Annotated in this window: 22 protein-coding genes; 7 read left to right on the plus strand and 15 right to left on the minus strand. The window is 66.3% G+C overall.

The window, feature by feature from the left end; all coding sequences use genetic code 11:
- Positions 1-10: 10 nt before the first annotated feature.
- The 9 genes from AC1HIY_RS02395 to obgE all read right to left on the minus strand — a co-directional run bounded on the left by AC1HIY_RS02395 (position 11) and on the right by obgE (position 10,801).
- The gene (locus AC1HIY_RS02395) at positions 11-1,408 is read right to left on the minus strand and encodes a pyridoxal phosphate-dependent decarboxylase family protein (protein WP_479575103.1); all 1,398 of its coding nucleotides are present in this window, start codon (positions 1,406-1,408) and stop codon (positions 11-13) included.
- A 68-nt stretch (positions 1,409-1,476) separates the two neighbouring features.
- Positions 1,477-2,700, minus strand: a complete 1,224-nt coding sequence (locus AC1HIY_RS02400; RefSeq protein WP_479575104.1) for a T9SS type A sorting domain-containing protein — start codon at positions 2,698-2,700, stop codon at positions 1,477-1,479.
- Between the two features lie 177 nt (positions 2,701-2,877).
- On the minus strand, positions 2,878-3,822 hold the full coding sequence (locus AC1HIY_RS02405; protein ID WP_479575105.1) for a prolipoprotein diacylglyceryl transferase: 945 nt from the start codon (positions 3,820-3,822) through the stop codon (positions 2,878-2,880).
- Positions 3,823-3,873: 51 nt separating this feature from the next.
- On the minus strand, positions 3,874-5,187 hold the full coding sequence (gene hisS, locus AC1HIY_RS02410; RefSeq protein WP_479575106.1) for a histidine--tRNA ligase: 1,314 nt from the start codon (positions 5,185-5,187) through the stop codon (positions 3,874-3,876).
- Between the two features lie 75 nt (positions 5,188-5,262).
- Complete coding sequence (locus AC1HIY_RS02415) at positions 5,263-5,736, minus strand: PTS sugar transporter subunit IIA (RefSeq protein WP_479575107.1); 474 nt, start codon at positions 5,734-5,736, stop codon at positions 5,263-5,265.
- Between the two features lie 282 nt (positions 5,737-6,018).
- The gene (locus AC1HIY_RS02420; RefSeq protein ID WP_479575108.1) at positions 6,019-7,110 is read right to left on the minus strand and encodes an RluA family pseudouridine synthase; all 1,092 of its coding nucleotides are present in this window, start codon (positions 7,108-7,110) and stop codon (positions 6,019-6,021) included.
- 39 nt (positions 7,111-7,149) lie between these two features.
- Positions 7,150-8,295, minus strand: a complete 1,146-nt coding sequence (locus tag AC1HIY_RS02425; protein ID WP_479575109.1) for an aminotransferase class V-fold PLP-dependent enzyme — start codon at positions 8,293-8,295, stop codon at positions 7,150-7,152.
- Between the two features lie 272 nt (positions 8,296-8,567).
- Positions 8,568-9,716 (minus strand): DNA-processing protein DprA, encoded by a 1,149-nt coding sequence (dprA, locus tag AC1HIY_RS02430; RefSeq protein ID WP_479575110.1) that lies wholly within the window; start codon positions 9,714-9,716, stop codon positions 8,568-8,570.
- Positions 9,717-9,784: 68 nt separating this feature from the next.
- Positions 9,785-10,801 (minus strand): GTPase ObgE, encoded by a 1,017-nt coding sequence (gene obgE, locus AC1HIY_RS02435; RefSeq protein WP_479575111.1) that lies wholly within the window; start codon positions 10,799-10,801, stop codon positions 9,785-9,787.
- Positions 10,802-10,993: 192 nt separating this feature from the next.
- Here obgE and AC1HIY_RS02440 point away from each other — a divergent pair, with 192 nt between their 5' ends.
- The 4 genes from AC1HIY_RS02440 to AC1HIY_RS02455 all read left to right on the plus strand — a co-directional run bounded on the left by AC1HIY_RS02440 (position 10,994) and on the right by AC1HIY_RS02455 (position 14,115).
- Positions 10,994-11,926, plus strand: a complete 933-nt coding sequence (locus AC1HIY_RS02440) for a patatin-like phospholipase family protein (protein WP_479575112.1) — start codon at positions 10,994-10,996, stop codon at positions 11,924-11,926.
- A gap of 153 nt (positions 11,927-12,079) precedes the next feature.
- Complete coding sequence (rnhA, locus tag AC1HIY_RS02445) at positions 12,080-12,514, plus strand: ribonuclease HI (protein ID WP_479575113.1); 435 nt, start codon at positions 12,080-12,082, stop codon at positions 12,512-12,514.
- A 71-nt stretch (positions 12,515-12,585) separates the two neighbouring features.
- Positions 12,586-13,059, plus strand: coding sequence for a hypothetical protein (locus tag AC1HIY_RS02450; protein ID WP_479575114.1), 474 nt, complete (start codon positions 12,586-12,588; stop codon positions 13,057-13,059).
- A gap of 399 nt (positions 13,060-13,458) precedes the next feature.
- A complete protein-coding gene (locus tag AC1HIY_RS02455; RefSeq protein WP_479575115.1) occupies positions 13,459-14,115 on the plus strand; it encodes a hypothetical protein in 657 nt (218 codons plus the stop codon).
- 23 nt (positions 14,116-14,138) lie between these two features.
- Here AC1HIY_RS02455 and AC1HIY_RS02460 read toward each other — a convergent pair whose 3' ends face one another.
- Positions 14,139-14,711, minus strand: a complete 573-nt coding sequence (locus AC1HIY_RS02460) for an IMPACT family protein (RefSeq protein WP_479575116.1) — start codon at positions 14,709-14,711, stop codon at positions 14,139-14,141.
- 238 nt (positions 14,712-14,949) lie between these two features.
- On the opposite strand from AC1HIY_RS02460, the gene AC1HIY_RS02465 reads away from it, so the two are divergent.
- The 3 genes from AC1HIY_RS02465 (at position 14,950) to AC1HIY_RS02475 (ending at position 19,388) form a co-directional block, all read left to right on the plus strand.
- Positions 14,950-17,466 carry a DUF5916 domain-containing protein gene (locus AC1HIY_RS02465; protein WP_479575117.1) on the plus strand — a complete coding sequence of 839 codons (2,517 nt, stop codon included), beginning with the start codon at positions 14,950-14,952 and terminating at the stop codon, positions 17,464-17,466.
- 140 nt (positions 17,467-17,606) lie between these two features.
- The gene (gene ndk / locus AC1HIY_RS02470; RefSeq protein WP_479575118.1) at positions 17,607-18,035 is read left to right on the plus strand and encodes a nucleoside-diphosphate kinase; all 429 of its coding nucleotides are present in this window, start codon (positions 17,607-17,609) and stop codon (positions 18,033-18,035) included.
- Between the two features lie 96 nt (positions 18,036-18,131).
- A complete protein-coding gene (locus tag AC1HIY_RS02475; RefSeq protein ID WP_479575119.1) occupies positions 18,132-19,388 on the plus strand; it encodes an exo-beta-N-acetylmuramidase NamZ family protein in 1,257 nt (418 codons plus the stop codon).
- Positions 19,389-19,406: 18 nt separating this feature from the next.
- Here AC1HIY_RS02475 and AC1HIY_RS02480 read toward each other — a convergent pair whose 3' ends face one another.
- The 5 genes from AC1HIY_RS02480 to AC1HIY_RS02500 form a co-directional block, all read right to left on the minus strand.
- Complete coding sequence (locus tag AC1HIY_RS02480; protein WP_479575120.1) at positions 19,407-20,009, minus strand: NADPH-dependent FMN reductase; 603 nt, start codon at positions 20,007-20,009, stop codon at positions 19,407-19,409.
- A gap of 33 nt (positions 20,010-20,042) precedes the next feature.
- Complete coding sequence (locus AC1HIY_RS02485) at positions 20,043-20,840, minus strand: pirin family protein (protein WP_479575121.1); 798 nt, start codon at positions 20,838-20,840, stop codon at positions 20,043-20,045.
- A 111-nt stretch (positions 20,841-20,951) separates the two neighbouring features.
- Entirely contained in the window at positions 20,952-21,671 is a 720-nt protein-coding gene (locus AC1HIY_RS02490; protein ID WP_479575193.1) for an aspartyl/asparaginyl beta-hydroxylase domain-containing protein, read from the minus strand.
- A 200-nt stretch (positions 21,672-21,871) separates the two neighbouring features.
- Positions 21,872-22,267: a peptide-methionine (R)-S-oxide reductase MsrB gene (gene msrB, locus AC1HIY_RS02495; protein ID WP_479575122.1), complete on the minus strand. Its 396-nt coding sequence runs from the start codon at positions 22,265-22,267 to the stop codon at positions 21,872-21,874.
- 23 nt (positions 22,268-22,290) lie between these two features.
- Entirely contained in the window at positions 22,291-23,040 is a 750-nt protein-coding gene (locus AC1HIY_RS02500) for a phosphocholine cytidylyltransferase family protein (protein ID WP_479575123.1), read from the minus strand.
- Positions 23,041-23,044 lie beyond the last annotated feature (4 nt).

Raw genomic sequence — 23,044 nt, forward strand, 5'->3', positions numbered from 1 at the left:
GTGGGAAGCGTCACCCCCGGCGGGTGGGTAAGGTTCGCGCCTCGGCGAGGGCCCGCACGCGGTCGTGGAGGCGCGGCACGTACGTCTCGTGCTCGGGCTTCATGAGCACGCTCCGGAGGATGCGCGCCTGCGGCCGGTCGATCTCGAGGCCGGGGATCCGCGCCCGGAGCGCGGCGCTCTCGACGCGAAGGACGCTCAAGAAGACCGGGTCGTCGGGATCACGCATCGCCTCGGTGAAGAGGCGTTGGCTCTCGTCGTCGATCGTCGACGCCCGGGGCGGCTCGGGGTCGGCAAAGAAGGTCACGATGTCGAGTTCCGGCGTCGTGAACGGGTGGAACGCCGCATCGGCGTCGAGGAGGGCGTGCCACCGTCGGGCGGCGCGCCGTCCGGCGGCGAGGACGGGGCCGAGCCCCTCGTCCGCGCGAAGCGGGAGGAGGCGGAGCGTCAGCCACAGCGCCCCGGCGGCGGCTCCGGCGCGGGAACATTCGAGGCTGATCTCGCCGAGATGGAGGGCGTCGGAGGTGAAGTACGTGTACGGGGAGTCGTGCCGATAGAAACGCCCGACGGACGGGTCGCGGAAAAGGACGGCGCCGCACCCATAGGGCTGGAGGCCGTGCTTGTGGGGGTCGATGGCGACGGAGTCGGCGCGGGAGACGGCGCGGAGGTGTCGGCGCGTCTCGGGGGCGAGCGGCCCGTCGTCGTGGGCGAGGAGCGTGAAGAAGCCTCCATAGGCGGCGTCCACATGCACGCGGCAGTCGTACCGGGCACAGAGATCGAGCGCATCGGCGATGGGATCGACGGCGCCGAGGGCGGTCGTCCCCGCCGTGAGCACGACGGCGCCGACCTCGCCGGCGCGCAGGACGTCTTCGAGCGCGTCGAGGCGGATGCGCCCGCGGGCGTCGGCGGGCACGCGCACGGCAGGCATACGGAGCACCTCGCTCATCCGCCCGTGCGTATAGTGCGCCTCGGCGCTGAAAGCGACGGCCCGGTCCGGGCGAAGCTCCCGCGCCACCCACAGCGCCTCCAGGTTGGCGATAGTGCCGCTGCTCGTGAGATGCCCGAGCGCATCGGCGGGGAAACGGAACATGGCGGCCAGCTCGCGAACGACCTCCTTCTCCATCTCGGCCGTGGGCGGCCCGCCGTCGAGCGCGTGGTTGTTCGGGTTGATGAGCATCGCGGCGACGTATCCCGCCACGGCGGCCGGATGAGGCGGCTTGAGCATCTGCCCCGCGTATCGGGGATGAAAGAAGGGGTAGTTTCCCCGCAGCCGCTCCGCATACGTCTCGAACGCCGCCGCCGGCTTCGCTTCGTCCACCGCGAGCGCCGGGTGCGGCTCATACGGTCCCCATTCGGCTTCCCACGCGCGAACGCGCGCCACCGCCTCCGCAAGAGCGTTTGTCAGATCCATCCTTTCCTCGTCGTTTGATGCGGCGGGAAAACTACGGCGCGGATCGGTCAGATGGGAGCCCGGACGGCTCACTTCCGAAGCACCATCGTGCGCGTGCGCGTGCGGCTCCCGACGACGAGCCGGAAGAGATAGACGCCGTCCGGCAACGAGCCTGCGTCAAACGTGACGCGGTGTTCGCCGGGCGGACGGAAGCCGTCCACGAGCGTCTCCACCTCGCGCCCGAGGAGATCGAAGACCGTCAGCCGCACCGGCGCGGCTTCGCTGAGGACGTACGTCAGGACGGTCGAGCCGGAGAAAGGGTTGGGGTAATTCTGAAGGAGCGTCACGCCGTCCGGCGCATCCGGGTAGTCGTCCGTGGCCGTAAAGAGGGAGGGAAGGGGCCAGTTCGCCGCCACGTAGGCTGCGTTCGCGAAGCTCGTCGGCGCGCACGCGGTCATGCGCGGCCCCCACGGCGCCGAAGCCAGCATCAGATCGACGCCCTGCTCTCCGGAGATGTGGTTGCATCCCCCGAAGCCGTGTCCCTCCATCTCGTGCGCCACGAGGTACTTCGACCACGTCGCCAGCGCCGAGGCTTCCACGGCTCTCGACCAGAGCGTGCCGCCCGTCTGCGGCGCAAGCCTCTCCGGAGGATCCTGCGGGAGAAACATGTTTTCCCATCCATAGAGGCGCCACCCCGTGCTGTCCTTCGGATCGCTCCTTGGAAAGATCACGTACATGAAGTCCGCCCCCACCTTCTCTTTCGTCGCGTGGATGGGCGAGGGATTGGGGCCCAGGGGCGCATAGTCGCCGCTGAAGACGAAATAATTGTCAATGCTCAGGTTGCACGTGACCGGGCACTGATCGGGGATGTCGTGAAAGGTATAGAGCACCGTCAACGGCACGATCTCGGACTCGGTTTTGCCGTTCGCCAGCCACACCGCCTCGCGCTGTTCGATGATCTCCTGCGCCGTGGCCTGAATGGCCTCGTCGTTCCAGACGACGGTCGTATCGTACGAGGGGAAGGCCAGCAGGAGAAAGATGCCGTCCTTCAGCAGGACGGATCGGTCCACGGCTTCCGGCACGGTGACGTCGTACGCGAAGACGGCGTCGCTTTTGTGCGCCGGTCGCACATAGTTTCGCCGCGCCGCCTCGATGATCTCCTCCGTGACGACGCCGCCCGAACCATGCCCGTCGCCCCGCGCGGGATCCGCCATCACCACCGGCATCCGCTCCACCGGCGCAACCATCTGTGCAAACGTGGGAAGCGCCGCCCCCGCGCCAAGTAGGATCAGAAAAAGCAGCTTCCGTATCATCTTTTCCGCATATGCCCGACAACAATGGGGTGCTCGCACCACTCTAAGGCATCGACCCTCGGCCCGCTCGCCATAAATATTCGATCTTTATGACGATTGTATGTCGCCCGCCCGGGCCGAAGCCTTTCCGATTTATACCCTCCGACGGCGCGTTTTGTCCCCGGTCCGAGGCGCGGATCAGGAGGCGGGAGACGGGCGAAGCGCGCCGGGCGCCCCCTCCACCGTCTCGCGGCGTTTCCACGTGCGGATCATGCCGAAGACGCCCGCGGCCATGAGCGCGACGGCGATGACCTCCGCCTGCGTCACCTCCAGACCGAAGAGATCGAAGCGAACGTTGACGCGGATCTGTTCGATGAGGAAGCGTTCGAGCCCATCGAGGAAGAGGTAGACCGAGAAGAGCCAGCCGCTGAGGAAAGGGTGCTTGCGCAAGCGCCAGAGCAGAGCGAACAGAAGCGTGGCGGCGACGAACTCATAGATGGAGGTGGGATAGACGGGCGCCGCCGAGAGATCGCGTCCGAGGATGTTGTTCGGATACGTCTCCGCCCACAGCCACTCCGGCAGCCAGCCGGGACGGGCGGCGAGGTCGGCGGCGACGCCCCAGTCGCCGTCCCCGGCGAGGTGACAGCCGAGACGTCCGATGCCGTAGGCGAGCATGAGCCCCGGCGCGAGCGCGTCGGCGACGGTCCACACGGGCAACCCCTGCTTCCGCACGTACCATGCGATGCCCGCCGCCGCGACGATGAGCCCCCCGTAGAACGTAAATCCGCCCGAGGAAAAGAGCATCCCGAAGGGGTCGCGGAAGAACTCGCCGAGGTGTTCGAGGATGTGGAAGACCTTCGCGCCGGCAAACCCGCCCACGACGGCGATCACGGTGATCGAGCCCACGAGCGCGCCGGGGCTCGCCTTCTCCGTCGCCTTTCGCTTGCGCTTGCCCTTCGTCTCCTTCACGGGGATGCGTACGGCGGGCAGACGCCCCCCGGCATACAGCCGGTCGAGCTCTTTTCGGCTCAACCAGGCCGCGGTGAGGAAGGCGATTGCCACCATCGCCCCGAACGAATAGATCGGGATCGGGAGATTGAAGCCGAAGAGGTCCCTGAAAAGATCACTGATCCTCGGATACATGAGTCTGTCGGAAATGGCCGGAAAAAGCGGGCGTGCGCCGGGAGGCGTTCTTTAGGACGCGCCGGCGGCGATTTTGTCCCGAAGGATCCGGATGAGGTCTTCGAAGGGGACTTCCGTCTGCTCGCCGGAGGCCATCTCCTTGAGCACCGCCTGCCGCCGCTCCAGTTCGTCCTTGCCGACGATGAGCGTGAAGGGGGCGCCCTGACGGTTTGCCTCGCGCATCTGCGCTTTCATCGAGCGTCCCCGGAGGTCGAGGGCCGTGCGGAGTCCTTCGTCCCGGAGCCGTTGCGCCTCGGCGAAGGCCCACCGCGCCGCTTCGTCGCCGAGCGCCACGAGGAAGACGTCGGGCGGCGGGGCGGCTTCGGGCATCGTCACCCCCTGCGCCGCCAGCGCCATGAACAACCGCTCGATGCCCGCGGCGAAGCCCACGGCAGGCACGGGCTTTTTGCTCCCGAGCTCGCGCGCGAGGAGGTCGTATCGCCCGCCGCCGCCGAGCGCACTCTGCGCGCCGAGGTGCGGGCTCTCGAGTTCGAAGGCCGTGCGCGTATAATAGTCGAGACCACGCACCAGGAACGGGTCTTCGAGGAACGGGATGCCGAGATCACCGAGCAACCCTTTGAGCGCCTCGTAATGGGCGCGGCTCTCCTCGTCTACGTATTCGATGAGGCGGGGCGCTTCGGCGAGGAGGCGACGTTCGCGCTCGTCTTTCGTGTCGAGGATGCGAAGGGGGTTCGTCTCCAGCCTCCGGCGGCTCGTCTCGGAGAGGTCGGCGGCGTACGGGCGGAAATAGGCCTGAAGCGCCTCCCGATACCGGGGGCGGCTGCCTTCGTCGCCGAGCGTGTTCAGGCGAAGCGTCATCTCCGTGAGCCCGAAGGCGCGGTAGACAGCCATCATCATGGCGATGACCTCGGCGTCGGCGCGAGGATCTTCGGAGCCGATGACCTCGCCGCCGAACTGATGAAACTGGCGATACCGACCTTTCTGGGGGCGTTCGGCGCGGAAGCACGGGCCGATGTAATAGAGCTTTTGCACCCCGCCGCGCTGGTCGAGATGATGCTGGAGGTAGGCCCGCATCACGGGCGCGGTGAGCTCCGGGCGGAGCACGTAGTGGGTGTCCCCCCGCTCAAAGGCGAACATCTCTTTCGAGACGATGTCCGTCAACAGGCCGACGCCGCGCGCGATGAGCTCGGTCGGTTCGAGGATGGGCGTGCGGATCTCCTGCGCGTGAAAGCGGGCCATCACCTCCCGGATGACCGCCTCGACCGCCTGCCACGCCGCCGAAGAGGCGATCTCCGTGCCGTCGGCCCGGTATTTCTCCGGCAGAATGTCGAACGTCCCGGTGATGTTACGAAACGTTTTTTTCACAGGATCGGAATTCGAGCGTGGAAAGAGGAAGCCGGGGGGCGGGGTCGCCTACCGTCGCCGGGACGCCGTGCGGGGTCAACCGTCGAGCAAAGACAGTTCACCTTCTTCCATGAGCGCCAGCACCTCGTCGGCGTCGCGCGCCTGAAGGAGACGCTTGCGGAAGTCGTCACGGTTCATCAGACGCGAGATACGGCTGAGGATTTTGATGTGCTGGGTCTTGGCGTCTTCGGAGCCGACGAGCAGAAAGAGGATGCGCACCGGCTGGTCGTCGATGGCCCCGAAGTCGACCGGTTGGGCGGTGATGGCCAGGGCCGCGACGGTGCGATCCACGGCGGCGGTCTTGGCGTGCGGCAACGCGAGCCCTTTCCCCACTCCCGTGGACATGACGGCCTCGCGGGCGAAAACGGCCTCGCGCACTTTCTCCAGGTCACGCACCCCCGGCTGCCCTTTCAAGAGGTCGATGAGGTTGTTGAGCACCTCTTCTTTCGTCTCTCCCGGAAGTCCGACCCGGATGGTGTCGCGTTTAAGAAGCTGATGTATTTCCGTCAAACCGATAGCCTGCATTGCTTTCGCTCCCCAGCGGGACTCGCGAGCGAGGATGAAGAACCGGGACAACCGGCCGGGACGACGAAGGTTCGCGCCCGCCGCACCGGCATCGTGGATTGCATAGCTTTTTAATATAGCACGCGCTCCCCATTTCCTCACCCGATGCCGCGCATAATTTTTCGCATGGCGCGAGAATGGCGCCGTCATGCGCTCGTTTCGGTCGCGTCATGGGGCGCGTGTGCGATCGCCGCCACCCGGCTTTCCCCCGACCACCCATACCCGGCCTCATGCGCCTCCCTTCCCTTCCACCCGTCGGAGTTGATCGAGGACGTACTGCATGTCTTCCGGCCATTCGGCGGTGAAATCCATCTCGGCGCCCGTGCGTGGATGGGTGAAGCCGAGCGTATGGGCGTGCAGCGCCTGGCGCGGCATCCGGGCGAACAGGTTTTTGAAGAAGGCCCGGCGATGCGACGTGTCCGGACCGGAGCGGATGCGGTCGCCGCCGTACGTGACGTCGCCGAGGATGGGGTGGCCGATGAAGCGGGCGTGCACGCGGATCTGATGCGTGCGCCCCGTCTCCAGGCGAAACTCCATGAGCGCCGTGTGCGCCATCGCCTCGAGCGTGCGGTAGTTCGTGACGGCTCGTTTGCCGTGCGCGGGGCGCACGACCGCGCGGCGCTTCCGGTCGCGGGGGTCGCGCCCGAGGTGCGTCTCGATGCGGCCCTCCGGCTCGGGCACGCCCCATACGAGCGCGCGGTACCGGCGGCGGATGGTGCGGTTCTCGAACTGCCGGGCCAGTTTCACGTGCGCCACGTCGTTCTTCGCCACCACCATCAGCCCCGAGGTATCCTTGTCGAGTCGGTGCACGATGCCGGGGCGAACCGCCGGGTCGTCCGGCGCGGCGGGCGCTGCGTTGACCACCGAGAGCCCCACCGTCTCATCCTCGAGGCCCTCTTCCTCGAAAGCCTCCATCGAGAGCTCCCGCCCGCCGACGTGATAGAGCAGGGCGTTGACGAGTGTGCCGGTGCGGTTGCCGTATGCCGGATGCACAACCATCCCCGCCGCCTTGTTCACCACGATGAGGTCCTCATCCTCATACACGATTTCGAGCGGGATCCGCTCCGGCGCGAGCGTGATCGGCGGCGGCCGCATCACCCGGCACACGATCACGTCGCCGGCCTGGACGGTGTGCGAGCTTTTCGTCACCACCACGCCGTTGACCGTCACGCGCCCCTCCTTCACGCCGCGTTTCACCTTCGTGCGGGTTGCATTCTGCATGAAGCGCGTGAGGTACACGTCGAGCCGCTCCCCCTCGCGATAACCGGGCGGCGCCTCGAAGGTGAAGATGGTCTCCTGTTTTTCCTCGCGTTCGCTCATGGCATACGGTCGTGGGGAACGGATGATGACGGCGCGTCCTCAGGCCGAAGGCACGCGCACCTTCCCGAAGTCGGCGACGGCTTCGAGCGCGGCTTCGACCTCTTCGGGGCTGTTGTAATACGTGGGCGAGAAACGAAGGAGCCGGTTCCGGAGCGCCGCCGTGATCCCGCGCCGTTTGAGGTGTTCGAAGAGCGCCTCGACGTCGGGATGAGCCACCGTGACGATGCCCGAGGCGCGGGCGGGATCCTCGGAACCGTAGCGTTGGAGGCCGAGCCGCTCCAGCCCTCGGGCGAGCGCGCGTGCGCGGTCGAGCGTCTGCGCCTCGCACCATTCGGCCCCGGCCTCGAAGTGAAGCCCGAGCGCCGCGTGGAGCGCCGCGATGCCGGCGTGGTTCAACGTGCCGGTGCGGAAACGTCGGGCGTCGGGATGGAACGTGAGTTCGTATTCCGTGAGCCGCTCCCAGTCCACCGGCCCGTGCAGCCAGCCCGCCGGCGGCGCGAGGCGCTCCTGAAGCCGCTCGGCGACGTAGATGAAGCCGATGCCGGTCGTCGCCATGAGCCATTTGTGCCCGCCCGAGGCCAGGAAGTCGATGCCGCACGCCTCCACGTCGAGACCGAGCGCGCCGAGGCTCTGAATGCCGTCCACGCAGAAGATCACGCCGTGCGCCCGGCAGAGCGCGCCGAGCGCTTCGAGGTCGGCCCGGAAGCCGGAGAGGAACTGTACGGAGCTGACCGTGAGCACCCGCGTCCGGGGCGTGAGCGCGGCTTCGACGGCTTCGAGGCTGAAAACACCCGCCTCGTGCGGGATGAAGTCCACCGCAACCCCGCGACGCTCGAGGTTGACGAAGGGGAAGACGTTGGCGGGAAACTCGCACGCGGGAACGGCCACGCGGTCGCCCGGCCGCCAGTCGAGCCCCTGCGCGAGCACGCCCAGGCCGTACGACGTGTTCGGCGCGAATTCGACCCGTTCCGGGCGCGTACCGATGAGCCGGGCCAGCCTTGCCAGCGTCTCGTCGATGATGGGGAAGAACTCGAAGTAGTTCTCGATCTTCGTCCGATGACGCTCATGGAGGTACGCCTCCAGCGCGACCATGACGGGGCGGCTGAGCGGACTCATGGCCGCATGGTTCAGGTACACCGAATCTTCGGTGTGGGGAAACTGTTCACGAAGCTCGCTTAAAGTCATACGAAACCGGCGAAGGGTTCATGGATGCGCGCCACGGCGGCTTTCTCGCCCCGGCGCATGGAAACGGGTGCGTCGCTCGCACCGGCGATACGCGCAGAGGGTAAAAATATTCCCCGGTCGCCGGAGGCGCGTAACTATTGGCGTGATCGTACGTCCTAGCTCACAAGACGGGAACTTCGCGCACTCTGCGGGACCGTTTCCGTCCTTGTCTGGCATATCTCCAGATAGCCCGACGCCAAGGTGGGGGCGTCGGGCTTTTTTTTGTCCTCGCCTCACGCCCTGAAGAACTGTTTTCCCGCCATCTGCCGCACCAGTCCCTTGAATTCGAGGCTGAGGAGGTAGACGAGCGCCGTCGACGCATCCAGCCCCGTGGCGGCGCACAGCGTGTCGATGTGGACGGGCGACTCCGAGAGCGCTTCGTATAATTGCCGTTCCACCGGCCCCATATCCGGCGGCGGGGCCGTTTCTTTCGGCGCGGGCGCATCGGTGGGCGCCACCCCCAGCTCTTCGAGCACGTCCTCGACGGTCAGGACAAGCTTGGCATAGCCTTTTTGAATGAGCCGGTTGCATCCGGCCCCGGCGCGGCTGTGGAGTGGGCTCGGCACGGCGAACACCTCGCGGTTCTGTTCGAGGGCCAGGCGCGCCGTGATCAGCGCCCCGCCCTCCTCGAAAGCCTCGGCCACGAGCGTGCCAAGCGCGAGCCCGCTGATGATCCGGTTGCGCCGGGGAAAGTTCGGCGCATCCGGCGCGGCATCCACGGCATACTCGGAGAGGAGCGCTCCCTGCCCGAGGATGTCGCGGGCGAGGCGGGCATGGCGCGCCGGATAGATGCGCCCGACGCCGGAGCCGAGCACGGCGATGGTCCGCCCGCCGGCTTCGAGCGCGCCCCGGTGCGCCGCCGCGTCGATGCCATAGGCGAGGCCGCTCACGATAGTAAAGCCCCGGCGAGCCAGTTCGACGGCCAGCTCATGCGCCACGCGTCGCCCGTAGTCCGTGGCGCGGCGCGTGCCCACGATGGCGACGGCGCGCGCGTCGGCTTCGACGAGACGCCCGCGCACCCACAGGAAGACGGGCGGGTCGTAGAGCTGACGAAGGAGGCGGGGATAGCCGGGGTCCCACGCGGTCACGAGGGTCGCCCCCACCCGTTCCGCCTTTTCGAACTGTGCCTCGACGGCCGCGTGCCCGTCGAACACCGCGATGGCCGCCGCCGTCTGTGGCCCGATGCCCGGCACTTCCGCCAGCGCCCGCCGCGAGGCCGAGAGCGCCGCCGTCGCCGAACCGAAGCGCGCGATCATCGAGCGGATGCGCCCCGGCCCCACCCCCGGCGCCATCGACAGGGCGACGAGGGCGCGCTTTTCCTCATACGTGTCGAGGGAGGCGTTCGCGGGATCGAAAGTCATCGTGCGGGAGGCTTCATCCATGTCCATCTCCTTTCCTCCGGCGAGGTCCGGGAAGATAAGAGCGGGCCGGCTGAGAGGAAACCGGTCGGTCACACCGCCGCTTCCGTCCGACCGGCTTTCACCCGCTCCCACAGCGCTCGCCGGAGCGGGTCGAGCCCGATGCGCGCCACGGCGCTGATGGGAAAAAGCGGGACGCCGTCGGCAAACGGCTCCCGCACCTTCGCCGCGAAGTCCTCCCGCTCGTCCGGAGGCAAGAGGTCCATCTTCGAGAGCGCCACGATGCGGGGCTTGTCGAGGAGTTCGGGGTTGAACGCATGCAGCTCGTCGAGGAGCGTGCGGTATGCGCCGCCGAGGTCCTCCGTGGTGACGGGGATGACGAAGACCAGGACCGCGTTCCGCTCGATGTGTTTGAGGAAGCGGATCCCGAGCCCTTTCCCTTCGTGCGCTCCTTCGATGATGCCGGGGATGTCCGCCATCACGAACGACTCATACGCCCCCACCGAGACGACGCCGAGCGACGGCGTGAGCGTGGTGAAGGGGTAATCGGCCACCTTCGGACGCGCCGCCGAGAGCGCGGAGACGAGCGTGCTCTTGCCCGCGTTCGGGAAACCCACCAGCCCCACGTCGGCCAGGAGCTTCAGTTCGAGTGTGACTTCGCGTTCCTCGCCCGGCTCGCCCGGCTGCGCATAGCGCGGCGTCTGACGGGTGGCCGACTTGAAAAAGGTGTTGCCCTTGCCGCCGCGACCGCCCTGCGCCAGCACCAACCGGTCGCCGTGCGCGAGCACCTCACCGACGACCTCGCCCGTGTTCGTGTCCCGGATCACGGTCCCGACCGGCACGCGGATGACGATGTCCTGCCCCTGCCTGCCGCTCTTGTTGGCCCCGCTTCCGGGGCGTCCGTTCTCGGCGAAGTGGTGGCGGTTGTACCGGAGGTCGAGAAGCGTATAGAGCTGTTGGTCCGCCTGCACGATGACCGAGCCGCCCGCGCCGCCGTCGCCGCCGTCGGGACCGCCTTTCGGTTGAAACTTCGCGCGGTGGAACGAGACTGCGCCGCTCCCCCCTTTCCCGCTCCGCACCGTGATCGTGGCGTAATCGACAAATTTCATACAATAAAACGTGGATTTTCAATGTTTCGAGCCTCTTGTACGCTCCCCTCTCCCCATAGTTTTCCCGGTCCGTTCGAATAGTCCCCCGCACCCATTGACCTTGCCCATCCCTCTGTTTTTCTTAAGGAAGGCAAAGCCGTGCTCTTCCGGCTTGACGTTGCTTTTCTTCCGAACCAACCACGGAGAAAAGTCATGAGGAATATCCTCTCCATCGACGGCGGCGGCATCAAAGGACTCATCCCGGCCATCCTTCTCACGGAAATCGAACGCGGCGTCGGGCGCCCGCTCCACGAAGTGTTCGACCTCGTGGTGGGGACGTCCACCGGCGCTGCTCTCGCCGGAGCCATTGCCATGCCCATAGGGATGGACATGAAAAAGGCCCAGGATCTTTACCGGCTGGAGGGGCCTCGCATTTTCCGAAAAGCCCGGAGCAGGTTCTCACAACTCTTCAAACCGAAGTACCGGGGAAGCAACTTGTACAACGTCCTCGAAAAGTATTTCGGAGACGTCCGCCTGGCCTCGGCGCAGACGATGATGATGACGACCGCATACGACGTCAGCGGCCGGTGGGACGAGGCCGAAGAGCCGGGACCGGTGCTCTTCAAGTCATGGCGGGAGAGCGTGGCGGAGGTCAAGGCAGTGGACGCCATTCAGGCTTCGGCGGCCGCGCCGTCGTACTTCCCCCCGCACCGCGTGGATGTGCCGTGGAAGCCCGGAGCCCGCGCCTGTCTCTACGACGGCGGCCTCTACGCCGGCAACCCGGCCCTCTGTGCCTATGGCGAGGGCCTGCGCCTCTTCCCCGGCGAGGACCTTTTCATCTGCTCCCTCGGCACGGGCGAGCACGAGGCGAGCACGCCCTGCCGCCACGCCGACGGCCTCATCAACGTGGCGACGAAGGTCACCGGATGGATGCTCGACGGCTCCGCGGACTCGGTCGATTACATCGTGGACAAGATCATCCCCTCCGAAATCTACGTGCGTTTCAACCACACCCTCACGCGCGCGGTCAAGATGGACGACGCCTCCGAGGAGACGCTCGCCCTCCTCGACAAGATTGCCCGCACGTTCATCACTGAAAACCCGGAGCGCATTCAGGGCGTCATCGACCGGCTCAAGGCGTCTTGACGCGAGACCCGGGAGAGGCGCCGTCCGCGTACGAAGACAAGCTTTCCCCGACGCCTCTTCGATCTTTCGATGGATTCCCCGCCGGTGGTGGAAGCGTTCGCCCGAAGCCGTTAGTTTCGGTCTTCGAACTTCGAACCCACCGATACGCTTCCTTTGAAACACGTCACGATTTACACCGACGGCGCCTGCAGCGGCAACCCGGGACCGGGCGGCTGGGCGGCCCTGCTCCTGTTCGGCCCGCACGAGCGCGTCCTGGCCGGTGCAGAGCCGCACACGACGAACAACCGCATGGAACTGAAGGCCGTGGTCGAGGCCCTCAAAGCACTCAAGGAGCCCTGTCGCGTCACACTCCACACCGACAGCGCCTACGTCGCCAACGCCTTCAATCAGGGCTGGATCGAAAACTGGGTCCGGAGGGGATGGAAGACGGCGGGAAAGAAAGACGTCAAGAACCGCGATCTGTGGGAAGCCCTCCTCGAAGCGATGAAGCAGCACGACGTGCGCTTCGTGAAGGTGAAGGGACACGCCGACGACGAACTGAACAACCGCGTGGACGCACTCGCCGTGGAGGCCATGCAGAGCCTGTGAGCGACGGCCTCTCGGCGTAACGCGCCGGCCCTCCCCGCACACGAATGAGGTGTTCTACGCGGGAGCACCTCATGGACCATTCGATCCGACATACGGGCGTGAGTGTTGGGCTCATTGTGTTGCTGCTTCTGCAGCAGTGGCCCGTCACGTACGTCTTCGGGATCCTTGTTCAGCAGGCACAGCCCTGTTCGAGCGCTTTCTGCCCGCTCAAGCGACACACCTGCCGGGACGGCTTTTGCCCCATGCGCCGGAGCGCCCCACCACACGTCAGGGGCCGCGCCACGCCGCACGGCGCCCCGCATCCCCCTCCGAAGACTGCCCTCAAGGGGCGCGGCGCTTCGACCACGGCGTTCGCGTTCACGTGCTCATGCGAGCGATTCGGCGACATTCGCGCGGTCACCCTCTCCCTGGACCAGGCCGTCCCCCCGCCGCACGTACGGCCCGTCACGATCGGCACGGACGCTTCTCAGGACTCCCCTGCCGACCCACGCCCCGACGACACGCATCCCGCCGACCTCTTCCGACCACCCGAACGACGCGCTTGACACGCCCTTCTTTGTCGTTCTCCCGGCTTCTCTCGCCGCCGCCGGACAGGCCCGTTCCGCAAACCGGATTCTTCTGGTCTGCCGGCTTCGGACGCGTTCCGCGCACCGCTATGCGGCCCGCTCTTTTCTCATGCCGGGAGCCCCCTTTCAAGCGTTGCCCGGATCCAAACCATGAAAATGATGCGACCCTCGCGGGCCTTCGGCCTGCCCGTTCTTTTCCTCCTCCTGATGCATAGCCTTCCCGCCCCGGCTCAGACGAGGCTCCCTTCCGCCTTCCCCACAACGCGGACGCATCCGTCACCGGTGTCTCCCCCTTCCCCACCCGGCGCCCACCGGCATGACGAAGAACTGCATTTTTCTCACCCGCTCGTCACTGAATCTCCCACGCCGGACACGAAGGTGCGTCTCGATTATGCCTGGAGCACCCTTGACAACCGCACGGACGGGTTCACCGACAACCTGGTCCGGCTGGGCGGGGAATATGCGTTTCACCGCAGCTTCAGCATCGAGGTCGAAGCCCCGTTCGTCCGATCCGACCCGAACGGCGCACGCGCCGTCACGTCGCCCGGCAACGTGGAGGTCTCGTTCAAGTTTGCCAACTACGCATTCGAGGAAGCGGGGCTGTTGCTCGGCTACGGGCTCGAGCTCGGCCTGCCCACGGGTGATGAAGCGAAAGGGATCGGGAGCGACCACATCGTCGATCTTGAACCGTTTTTCTACGCCGGTTTCAAACGAGGCCGGGTCGAGACGGTCGGCTTCGCGATCTTCGGCATCCCCACGAACCAGCGTGCCGACGAGGAGATCGAGACCGAGTTCGGGTATCATCTCTCGGTGCTCTACCACGTCTCCGGGCGCGTGCAGGGGCTTTTCGAATTCGACGGCGTGACGACGTTGAGCGGAGAACGATCCGAAGCCGTCGCCCATGTGACGCCGGGCGTCAAGTTTCAGCCGATGGCGCACCGCCCCTTGCTCATCGGTCTGGGTCTCACCCTCCCCGTGAGCGGCGACCGATCCTTCGACGCGCGGGGGCTCGTCTCGCTCTTTTATCATCTATAGAAGACGAGGCCGGGCCGATTGCGTCATTGCGCCGTCCCGCCGGGCGCCGCCGAGGCGCTCCCGCGCCCGGCGAGCGCCTCGGTGAACGCTTCGACGAACGCCTGCGCTTCCGAGCGTCGCACGCCCACGACCAGTTCGGTGGCCTCGCCATAGTGCGTCTCCATGATCTCGGCGTGAAAGCGCTCGATGGTGTGCATCGCGGGCGAGGTGTCGGCGTAGGCAAACCGGAGGCGGACGGGCACGCGAAGGATGCGTTCCTCGATGACGGAGGCGTCGAGCGCTTCGGAGGCGGCAGCGCCGTAGGCGCGGGCCAGACCACCCACGCCGAGCTTCGTCCCGCCGAAATACCGGGTGACGACCACCAGCGTGTTCGTCAGTCCCCGCGCGTCGATCTGCCGGAGGATGGGCGGTCCGGCGGATCCGCTCGGCTCGCCGTCGTCGTTGTACCGGAAGTGTTCTCCGCCCGTGCCCACGCGGTAGGCCGAGCAGTGATGCGTGGCGTTGTACGCCCGCTTCCGCACCCCGGCGATGCGCGCCTCCGCCGCTGCGACCGTCTCCACCGGAAACGCCTCCGCGATGAAACGTGATCCTTTCACCTTGATCTCGACCCGCGACCCGCTTTTCAGGACGCGACAGGTATCCCGTTCGCTCATGGACCTAACTTACTCCACCCCTGCGAGAAACGTAAGCCCGCCCCCGGCACGAACGACCACCGCCTTTTCGAAAAAAACGTTCCCTTCCGGAATTATTTCCAGACTCATGCGTAATACATGAGATAAATGAAAGCTCTGAATCGGCGCGCCGCCGAGCCGCACCCCCTCTCTGACGCCGCACATGTACGTTGCCCTCCTTCTTTTGACCTCATGGTTCCTGCTCTGGGGCTCCTCTTCCGACGACGACGAGAAGCGCGAGCGCACCTTGAGTGCCCATCCCGTCTCCGCGTCCATCACCATCGACGGTCGCCTCTCCGAAGTGGACTGGGCCGGCGCCCCGGCAGCCGACGCATTCCGGCAATACGAGCCCGACGAGGGCGCCGAGCCTTCCCAGCGAACCGAGGTGCGCGTCCTTTACGGAGACAACGCGCTCTACGTCGGCGCACACCTCTATGACGACGCCCCCGACAAGATCATGGCCACGCTCGGGCGGCGCGACGAGCTCAATCAGGCCGACTGGTTCTTCGTCTCCATCGATGCCTACCTCGACCGGAAAACCGCGTACACCTTCGGCGTCAATGCGGCGGGCGTGCTCCTCGACGGCGTCGTCACCCGCGACGTCGACCGTTCGTGGGACGCCGTATGGGACGGCGCGGCCCGCATCACGGCGGACGGGTGGGTCGTCGAGATGCGCATCCCCTACTCGATGCTCCGCTTCTCGGAAGCCGACGCGCAGACCTGGGGCATCAACTTCCAGCGGGTGATCCCCCGCAACAGTGAGACGGCGGAATGGGCCCTCGTGCGACGAAGCGAACGCTCGAGCGGCGTCGTGGCCCACTATGGACGGCTCACCGGGCTGAACAACCTCCGCCCCCGACGGAACATTCAGGTCACGCCGTACACCGTCTCGCGCCTGCTCTCGGCCCGAGGCGAAGGACCCGACGACCGGATCACCGAGCGCGAGATCGACTTCGGCGGCGACCTCAAGGTCGGCCTCAGTTCGAACATGGTCCTCGACGTCACCTTCAACCCCGACTTCGGCCAGGTCGACGCCGACCCGGCGCAGCTCAACCTGACGGCGTTCGAGACCTTCTTCTCCGAACGGCGGCCGTTTTTCACCGAAGGCGCTCAGGTCTTCAATTTCAGCTATGGACGCGAGGGCAACCTCCTCTATTCCCGCCGCATCGGCGGCGGCGACCCGATCATCAGCGCGGCCAAGCTGACCGGGCGCACGGAGAAGGGCCTGTCCATCGGCGTGCTCGGAGCCGCCACGGGCGAAAACTTCGACCCCACCCGCTATTATGCCGCCACGCGCGTCCGCCAGCAGGTCGGACGCATCTCGACGGTTGGCGGCATGCTCACGATGCACGAACGCACCGCCGCCGCCGGAAGCCGCCGCCGAAGCTTCACCGGCGGCCTCGACTGGGACCTGCGCATGCGGCAGAACACGTACAAGCTCGACGGACAGGTCAGCTTCAGCCACCTGCGCGCTCCCGGCAACGACCTCGACCCCGTCACCGGCTACGCCGCCTCGGCCGGCTTCGACCGCGTGCGCGGCATATGGACGTACAACTTCGGCCTCGAACTCTTCGACGACCGCTTCAACCCGAACGACCTGGGCCGCCTTCGCCGGGGCAACTTTCTCCGAATGAGCGCCGGCCTCGGCCATCAGATCAACGGCAACCGCCCCTTCGGGCCTTTTCGCCGCGCCAGCCTCCGCTTCTTCTCCTGGCAAAAATGGGTCTACGATACCCGAGACAACCAGGGCGCGGGGTTCTTCCTCTCCACAAACTGGCAGACGCGCGGCTTCCAGAGCATCGAATTCCGCATCTTCGGCGACTACCTCTTCGGCGGCGTCGACCCGTTCGAGACACGCGGCCTCGGCCCGTGGAAACGTCCGCGACAGATCAACTTCAACACGGAGTTCCGCACCGACTCGCGCCGCTCATGGCAGCTTAACCCGAGCGGACGCATCACGCTGTACGACCACGCCGGCATCGACTACTCCACCGGTCTGGAGTCGCGGTGGAACGCGGGCAGCCGGCTTCGGCTCTCCGCCGAGATCAACCTGGGCAAAAGCGTGAACCGGACGGCCTGGGCGGCCAACGAGTCTTTTGCCCGCCATCCGGAAAAAGGCTGGGGCATCGGGACCGAACGAGGCTCCCCCGCTTCTCTCGACAACGACGCATACACCTTCTTCACCGGTCTCGACGCCCTCGACCCCGTCTTCAGCGGCCTCGCGCCGTATGAGGGCTTCAAGGATCGCTTTTATTACCCCGTCTTCGGCCGACGCGACACCCGGACGGTCGATTTCTCGCTCCGAAGCACCATCACGTTCACGCCGAACCTGTCCCTGCAGGTCTACGGGCAGTTGTTCGTCGCCAAGGGGCGCTACGACGACTTCAGCCTGCTGACCGACCCCGAGACGCTCGTCCCCCTCGACCAGTACCCCAAACGCTACGACTTCTCGATCAGCAGCCTGCAATCGAACGTGGTGCTTCGGTGGGAATACCGCTCCGGCTCGACGCTCTTCTTCGTCTGGTCGCAGTCGCGGCGTTCGAACGCGACCATCGACCCGTTCGACCTCACGGGCCGTTCCCCCTTCGACGACGACATCTTCTCGCAATTCAGCAATACGTTCGACCTGTTCCCCACGAACGTCTTCCTCGTCAAGCTGAATTACAAGTTTCTCCGGTAAACGGCCCGGGGTTTCACGAACGCTCAACAGGACCCGCTGGAGTAAGTCCCTCCCCTCATCGTATCATTCCGGCTACGGCTTCGCGTCCGTCCTCCGGGGCGGGTGTGGATGGATCTGTGAACGAAAACACGACAACCCTGATGGCTCTCGAAAGAACCCTGGCGATACTCAAACCCGACTGCGTCCGCAAAAACCTCATCGGCGAGGTGATCCGCCGCATGCAGGAGGCGGGCTTCACCATCCGCGCGCTGAAGATGGTCAGGCTCACGAAACGGGAGGCCGAGGGCTTCTACGCCGTGCACCGGGGCCGCCCTTTCTTTGAAAGTCTGACCGACTTCATGTCGAGCGGCCCGTGTGTGCCCATCGTGCTCGAAAAAGAGAACGCCGTGGCCGACTTCCGGGCGCTCATCGGCGCGACCGACCCGGCGGAAGCCGCCGAGGGAACCATCCGCCGCGCCTTCGCCGACAACAAGGGCGAAAACATCGTGCACGGCTCGGATTCGGTCGAAAACGGTCGGCTGGAGGCGAACTACTTCTTCCCCGAGCACGTGATCGTGGCCAACGGCTGATCGCTGTGCGTTGAAACGTTGAGCCGCGGCGGCGCTTGACCCGGCAACGTCTTACGAAGCAGCGAAAGAACGCCCTCCCTCCCATCCCTCGCGCCCATGACGCCTCTTCTCTTCGCCCTCACGCTCCTTTTCACCGGATGCGGCGCGCCTTCACCGGAGGCCCCGTCGCGGGCGGTCGTAAAGACCGGGGCGCAGGTGCTCGTCGAGAGCGGCTTCGAGGCGCTCGACGGCCGGCGGGTGGGGCTCATCGTCAACCACACGGCGCGCGTGGGCGGGCGGCACCTCATCGACCTGATCGACGCCGCGCCGAACGTCGAGATCGGGGCGCTCTTCGGGCCGGAACACGGGCTGCGGGGCGACGCCGACGCAGGCGAAAAGGTGGCCGACGGACGCGACGAACGCACGGGCGCGCCGGTCTTCAGCCTCTATGGCGAGACCCGCCGCCCCACGCCGGAGATGCTCGAAGGCCTCGACGCCCTCGTCTTCGACATCCAGGACATCGGCGCGCGCTTCTACACGTTCATCTCCACGATGGGCCTCTCCATGCAGTCCGCGGCCGAGGCCGGCCTCCCGTTCATCGTGCTCGACCGCCCGAACCCGCTCGGCGGCGAGCAGATGGAAGGCTTCGTCCTCGACTCGACGTACACGTCGTTCGTCGGGCAATATCCGGTCCCGATCACGTACGGCCTCACGGCGGGCGAGTTGGCGCGGATGATCCAGGGCGAGCGCCTGTTGCCGGGCCTCGAAACGCTCGACCTCCGGATCATCGAGATGGAAGGATGGAAGCGGGCCATGCGCTGGCCGGCGACGGGCCTCTCGTGGCAACCGACGAGCCCGAACATTCCCGACTTCGAGACGGCGCTCATCTATCCCGGCGCGTGCTTCTTCGAGGCGACGACGGCGAGCGAGGGACGCGGCACGTATGAGCCGTTCAAACAGGTCGGCGCGCCGTGGGCCGACGCCGACGTCCTGGCCGACACGCTCAATGCGCGCGAGTTGCCCGGCGTCCTCTTCCGCCCCGTCTCGTTCACCCCCGTGGCCATCGAAGGCATGGCCTCGAACCCCAAGCATCGGGACGTCCCCGTGCGCGGCGTCCACTACGTGCTCACCGACGCGCAGGCGTTCCGTCCCGTCGAGACCGGGATGCACGTCCTCCACGCCTTCTACCAACAGGCTCCGGACTCCGTCAAGGCCGACTTTCTGAAGAAGCGATGGCTCGACCTCCTCGCAGGCACCGACCGGTTGTACGAGATGCTCACCGCCGGAGCTTCGCCCGGGGCCATCGTTGCGGCGTGGCGGGAAGAGGTCGAAGCCTTTCGCCGCCGAAGAGCGCCATACCTTCTCTACGATTGAGCCTCGCCCCTCCGGCGCTCACGCCGGCTCGCCTTCCCGAACCATCGCTTCGAGGGCAAAGCGGGGGCAGATGTTGTCCTCGATGTAGTGGATGAGGTTCGTCGCCACCCCCCGCACGAGTTCTTCGACCCGCGCGTCCCGGACCACGCCCTCGGCATCGAAGACGCCGCGCACGCGCGCGACCGACACCGGGCCGGGCAACACGATGCCTCCCACGTGGGAGAGCACGCTCCGGAGGTGTTCGAGCGCCTTGATGGCCCCGATGCTCCCGGCGGCCACCCCGAGCAAAGCGATGGGCTTGCCCGCAAGCACCGACGGGAAGCCGAGGTTGTCGATGAGGAGCTTGGTCACGCTCGAAAAGCTGCCGTGGTATTCCGGCGTGGCGAACATCACCCCCGTCGCGCGGCCTACCACCTCGCGCATATGCGCGGCGTCGGGCGTATCTCCACGCCCCGGGAGGTTGAGTTCCATCCCCGCCGGGTCGATCACGTCCACCGCGACGCCCGCGTGTTTCCGCGCTTCATCGACCGCGAGCGCGAGCGCCTTCGACGTATAATTGCCCGGCCGAACGCTCCCCTGAAGCGCGACGAGGCGGATGCGTTCGTTTCCGTTTTCCGGCATGATGGACTCCGAGTGTGTGTGGAAAGGTTGTTCTCACCGTCGCGGATACAATGGATAATCGACCTCGGTGGGCGCCTCGATGACCACCCATCGCCACGGTTCGTCGTGCGCCGTGCCCTCGATCACGGCAGCTTCGCGCGCGTGGATGACGGCGAAGTCGCCCTTACGCACGTCGGCTTCGGCTCCGTCGCCCGTGCGGATCGTTCCCCCGCCGGAGATCGTCACGACGGCGAGGCTCCGTCCGGCGGCGAGCGGCCGCTCGCCCCGGGCGCCGGGCGCGAGGGTCACGTCATGCATCCGGGCGTCGGCCACGAGCGTGACGGGCGCGTGCTTGCCGAGGATGGTCTTCACCAGAGCGCCGCCCGAGACGTACGAGGGAAAGTCCTCGTGCTCGAAGGCGGCGTACGTGGGCGGGCGCCGGAGCGCCTCCCGGAGATAAGGTTCGAACCATATCTGGAAAAACTCGGTGCGCTCCCCGACGGTCTCTTCCTCGTGCGAGACGCCCGAGCCGGTCTGCATCACCTGCGCCCCGCCCGGGCCGACCCGGCTCCGGTTGCCGAGCGTGTCGTAGTGCCCGAGTTCGCCTTCGAGCACATAGCTGATGATCTCGAAGCCCTGATGCGGGTGCAGACCGATCTTCCCATAGCCTTCGGCGGTGGCCCAGGCCCAGTAAAAGAGCGGCCCGATGCGCTTCTGTCGCCCGGCCTCGTGGGGAAAAGCGATGGGTTTGTATTCGGTGATGCGCCCGCCGTCGAAGGCGCCCCGCCCCTGCGCTTCGGGAGGGATGACGGTGAGCGTGGCGGGCGCGTCGGAGGTGTGCGGGTAGATCATGGCGCGTGTGGGTCAGAGGTGGGAAAGGCGACATTCGTTTGAACGCGCAACGCGCACGCTTTCTCCCATCCTCCCGCCGATTCTCACCGTCCCTCCCACCGGTCGCCCGGATCACTGCACGCGGTTGATGGCGTCTTCGAAGCTCATCTCCCACGCCTCCTCGTTTTTCCGCGCCGACTGCACGATGGGCGAGTACTTGATGAGCGCGATGATGAGCTTGTTCAGCCACGAGGCCGGAAAACGGAGGGGGCGCACCACGTCCATGAAGAGCACCACGCGCACGCCGTCGGTCTCGTTCCACACCTCGTGGTCGTGCGTGTCGTCGAAGAGCAGCCCCTTGCCTTCTTCCCAGTGCCGGACGTCCTCGCCGACGCGGATGCGGCATTGCTCCTTCGGCTCCGGCACGAGCAGGCCGAGGTGATACCGGAGCACGCCCTTGTACGGCCCGCGATGGGCGGGAATGTGCTTGCCCGGCATGAGGATCGAGAAGAACGCCGTCAACATCCCCGGCACGCTCTCGACGAGCCTGGTCGTCTCGGGACACTTCGCGGCGTTGCCTTCCGACTTATAGCCATACCCGTAGAGGAAGAACGTCTTCCAGTTGTCGTCCCGGGTGATGGAGACCTGATCTTTCGAGATATCCTGAAAATTGGGCAGGTCCTCCTTGTGTTCGAGGATCACGTCGAGCTCTTTCCGGATCGTTTGCCAGTTGTCTTCGAGGGTTTTGGCCCACGGGAAATCTTTCGGGTCGAAGAACGTGGCGTTGCCCTGCGGCGAGTACTTGACGATGATCCGTTCCAGCCACTGAACCATCTTGAAGGCCGCCCGCATCGTCGGGCTGAGTGCAGGTTTGAGTTCAGCGGTCTGGAGTCTCGGGGTGGCTTCCTCTCGTTCGCGTGCGCCTTCCTTCCCCTGTTTCCGCTGCGTCGTTTCCATGATGATACCTTTTCGTTGAGATGAGGGCCGGTCCCCTGGTCCGAGAGACGCGGCTGAATGTCACCGGAGAAGACGCGGGGATGCTCGTCCGGCGGTCATTCTTCCTCCGAACCCTTTTCGGGGTCGAAACGGAGGGCGGCGGAATTGATGCAATACCGGAGTCCGGTGGGCTGCGGCCCGTCGTCGAAGACGTGGCCGAGGTGTGCCTCACACTTCGCGCACACCACCTCGACCCGCCGCATACCGAGGCTTCGATCCTCTTTCGTCGCGACGTGTTCCGGGTCGTATGGGGCGAAGAAGCTGGGCCATCCGGAGCCCGAGTCGTATTTCGTGTCACTGTCGAAGAGGGGCGCGCCGCAGCATACGCAACGGTAAACCCCGTCGTCCTTGAGGTTCCAGTAGGCGCCCGTGAACGGTCGTTCGGTGCCTTTCTCGCGGGTGATGCGATATTGCTCTTCCGAGAGCGATTCGCGCCAGTTTTCGTTCTTCATGCTCGGCTTTCCCTCCCGGGGCGTCAGGCCGTGATGGTCTCACGTTTTTCGAGGATGGCCTCGGCGTGGGCGAGCATCTCGGGCGTGTCCACGTCCTGCCAGAAGCCGTCGCCGATATCGAGCACACGCATCCGGTCCTCGGCGGCCAGCCGCGCGACGCCGTCGGAGAGCGAAGCGTCGCCGCGGGCGCGATAGACGTCCTCGAGGGCGTTCATCAGCCCGTCGGTGCACACGAAGACGCCGGTGTCGACGCAATTGTACTCGGGGATCTGCTTGCCGATGGCGAGGATGCGGTCGTTCTCGGCAAGCACCTTCGTGGCGTCGTCCATGTCGAAGATCGTGTCGAGCTTATAGTCGACGAGGAGCGTGGCGCCGCCTGCGACGGGCGTGTGCGCGCCCGCCAGGGCCATCACCTCGTCGCCGAAGACGTGGTCGGCCATGGTGAGGATAAACGTGCGGGCGACGTACGGGCGCGCGGCGAGGACCGAGAGGCCGTTGCTCAACTCATAGTGCGGGTTGAAGGCGAAGACCAGTTCGAGCACGCCGTCATACGCCGCTTCGATGCGCGCGCGCACGTCGTCGGCGCCGTGGCCGAGCACGATCACCACGCGGCGGCATCCGGCTGCTTCGAGGCTGTCGAGCGTGCGCAGGAGCAGAGGGCGACCCGCCACGGGCGTGAGGGGCTTCAACGCCGTCTCCTCGCTCACCCCCCGAAGGCGCGAGCCGAAGCCCGCCGCAAGCACGACGCCCGTCCGCGATTCTTTCTCTGACATGCCT

Source organism: Rhodocaloribacter sp. (genome assembly GCF_056451265.1).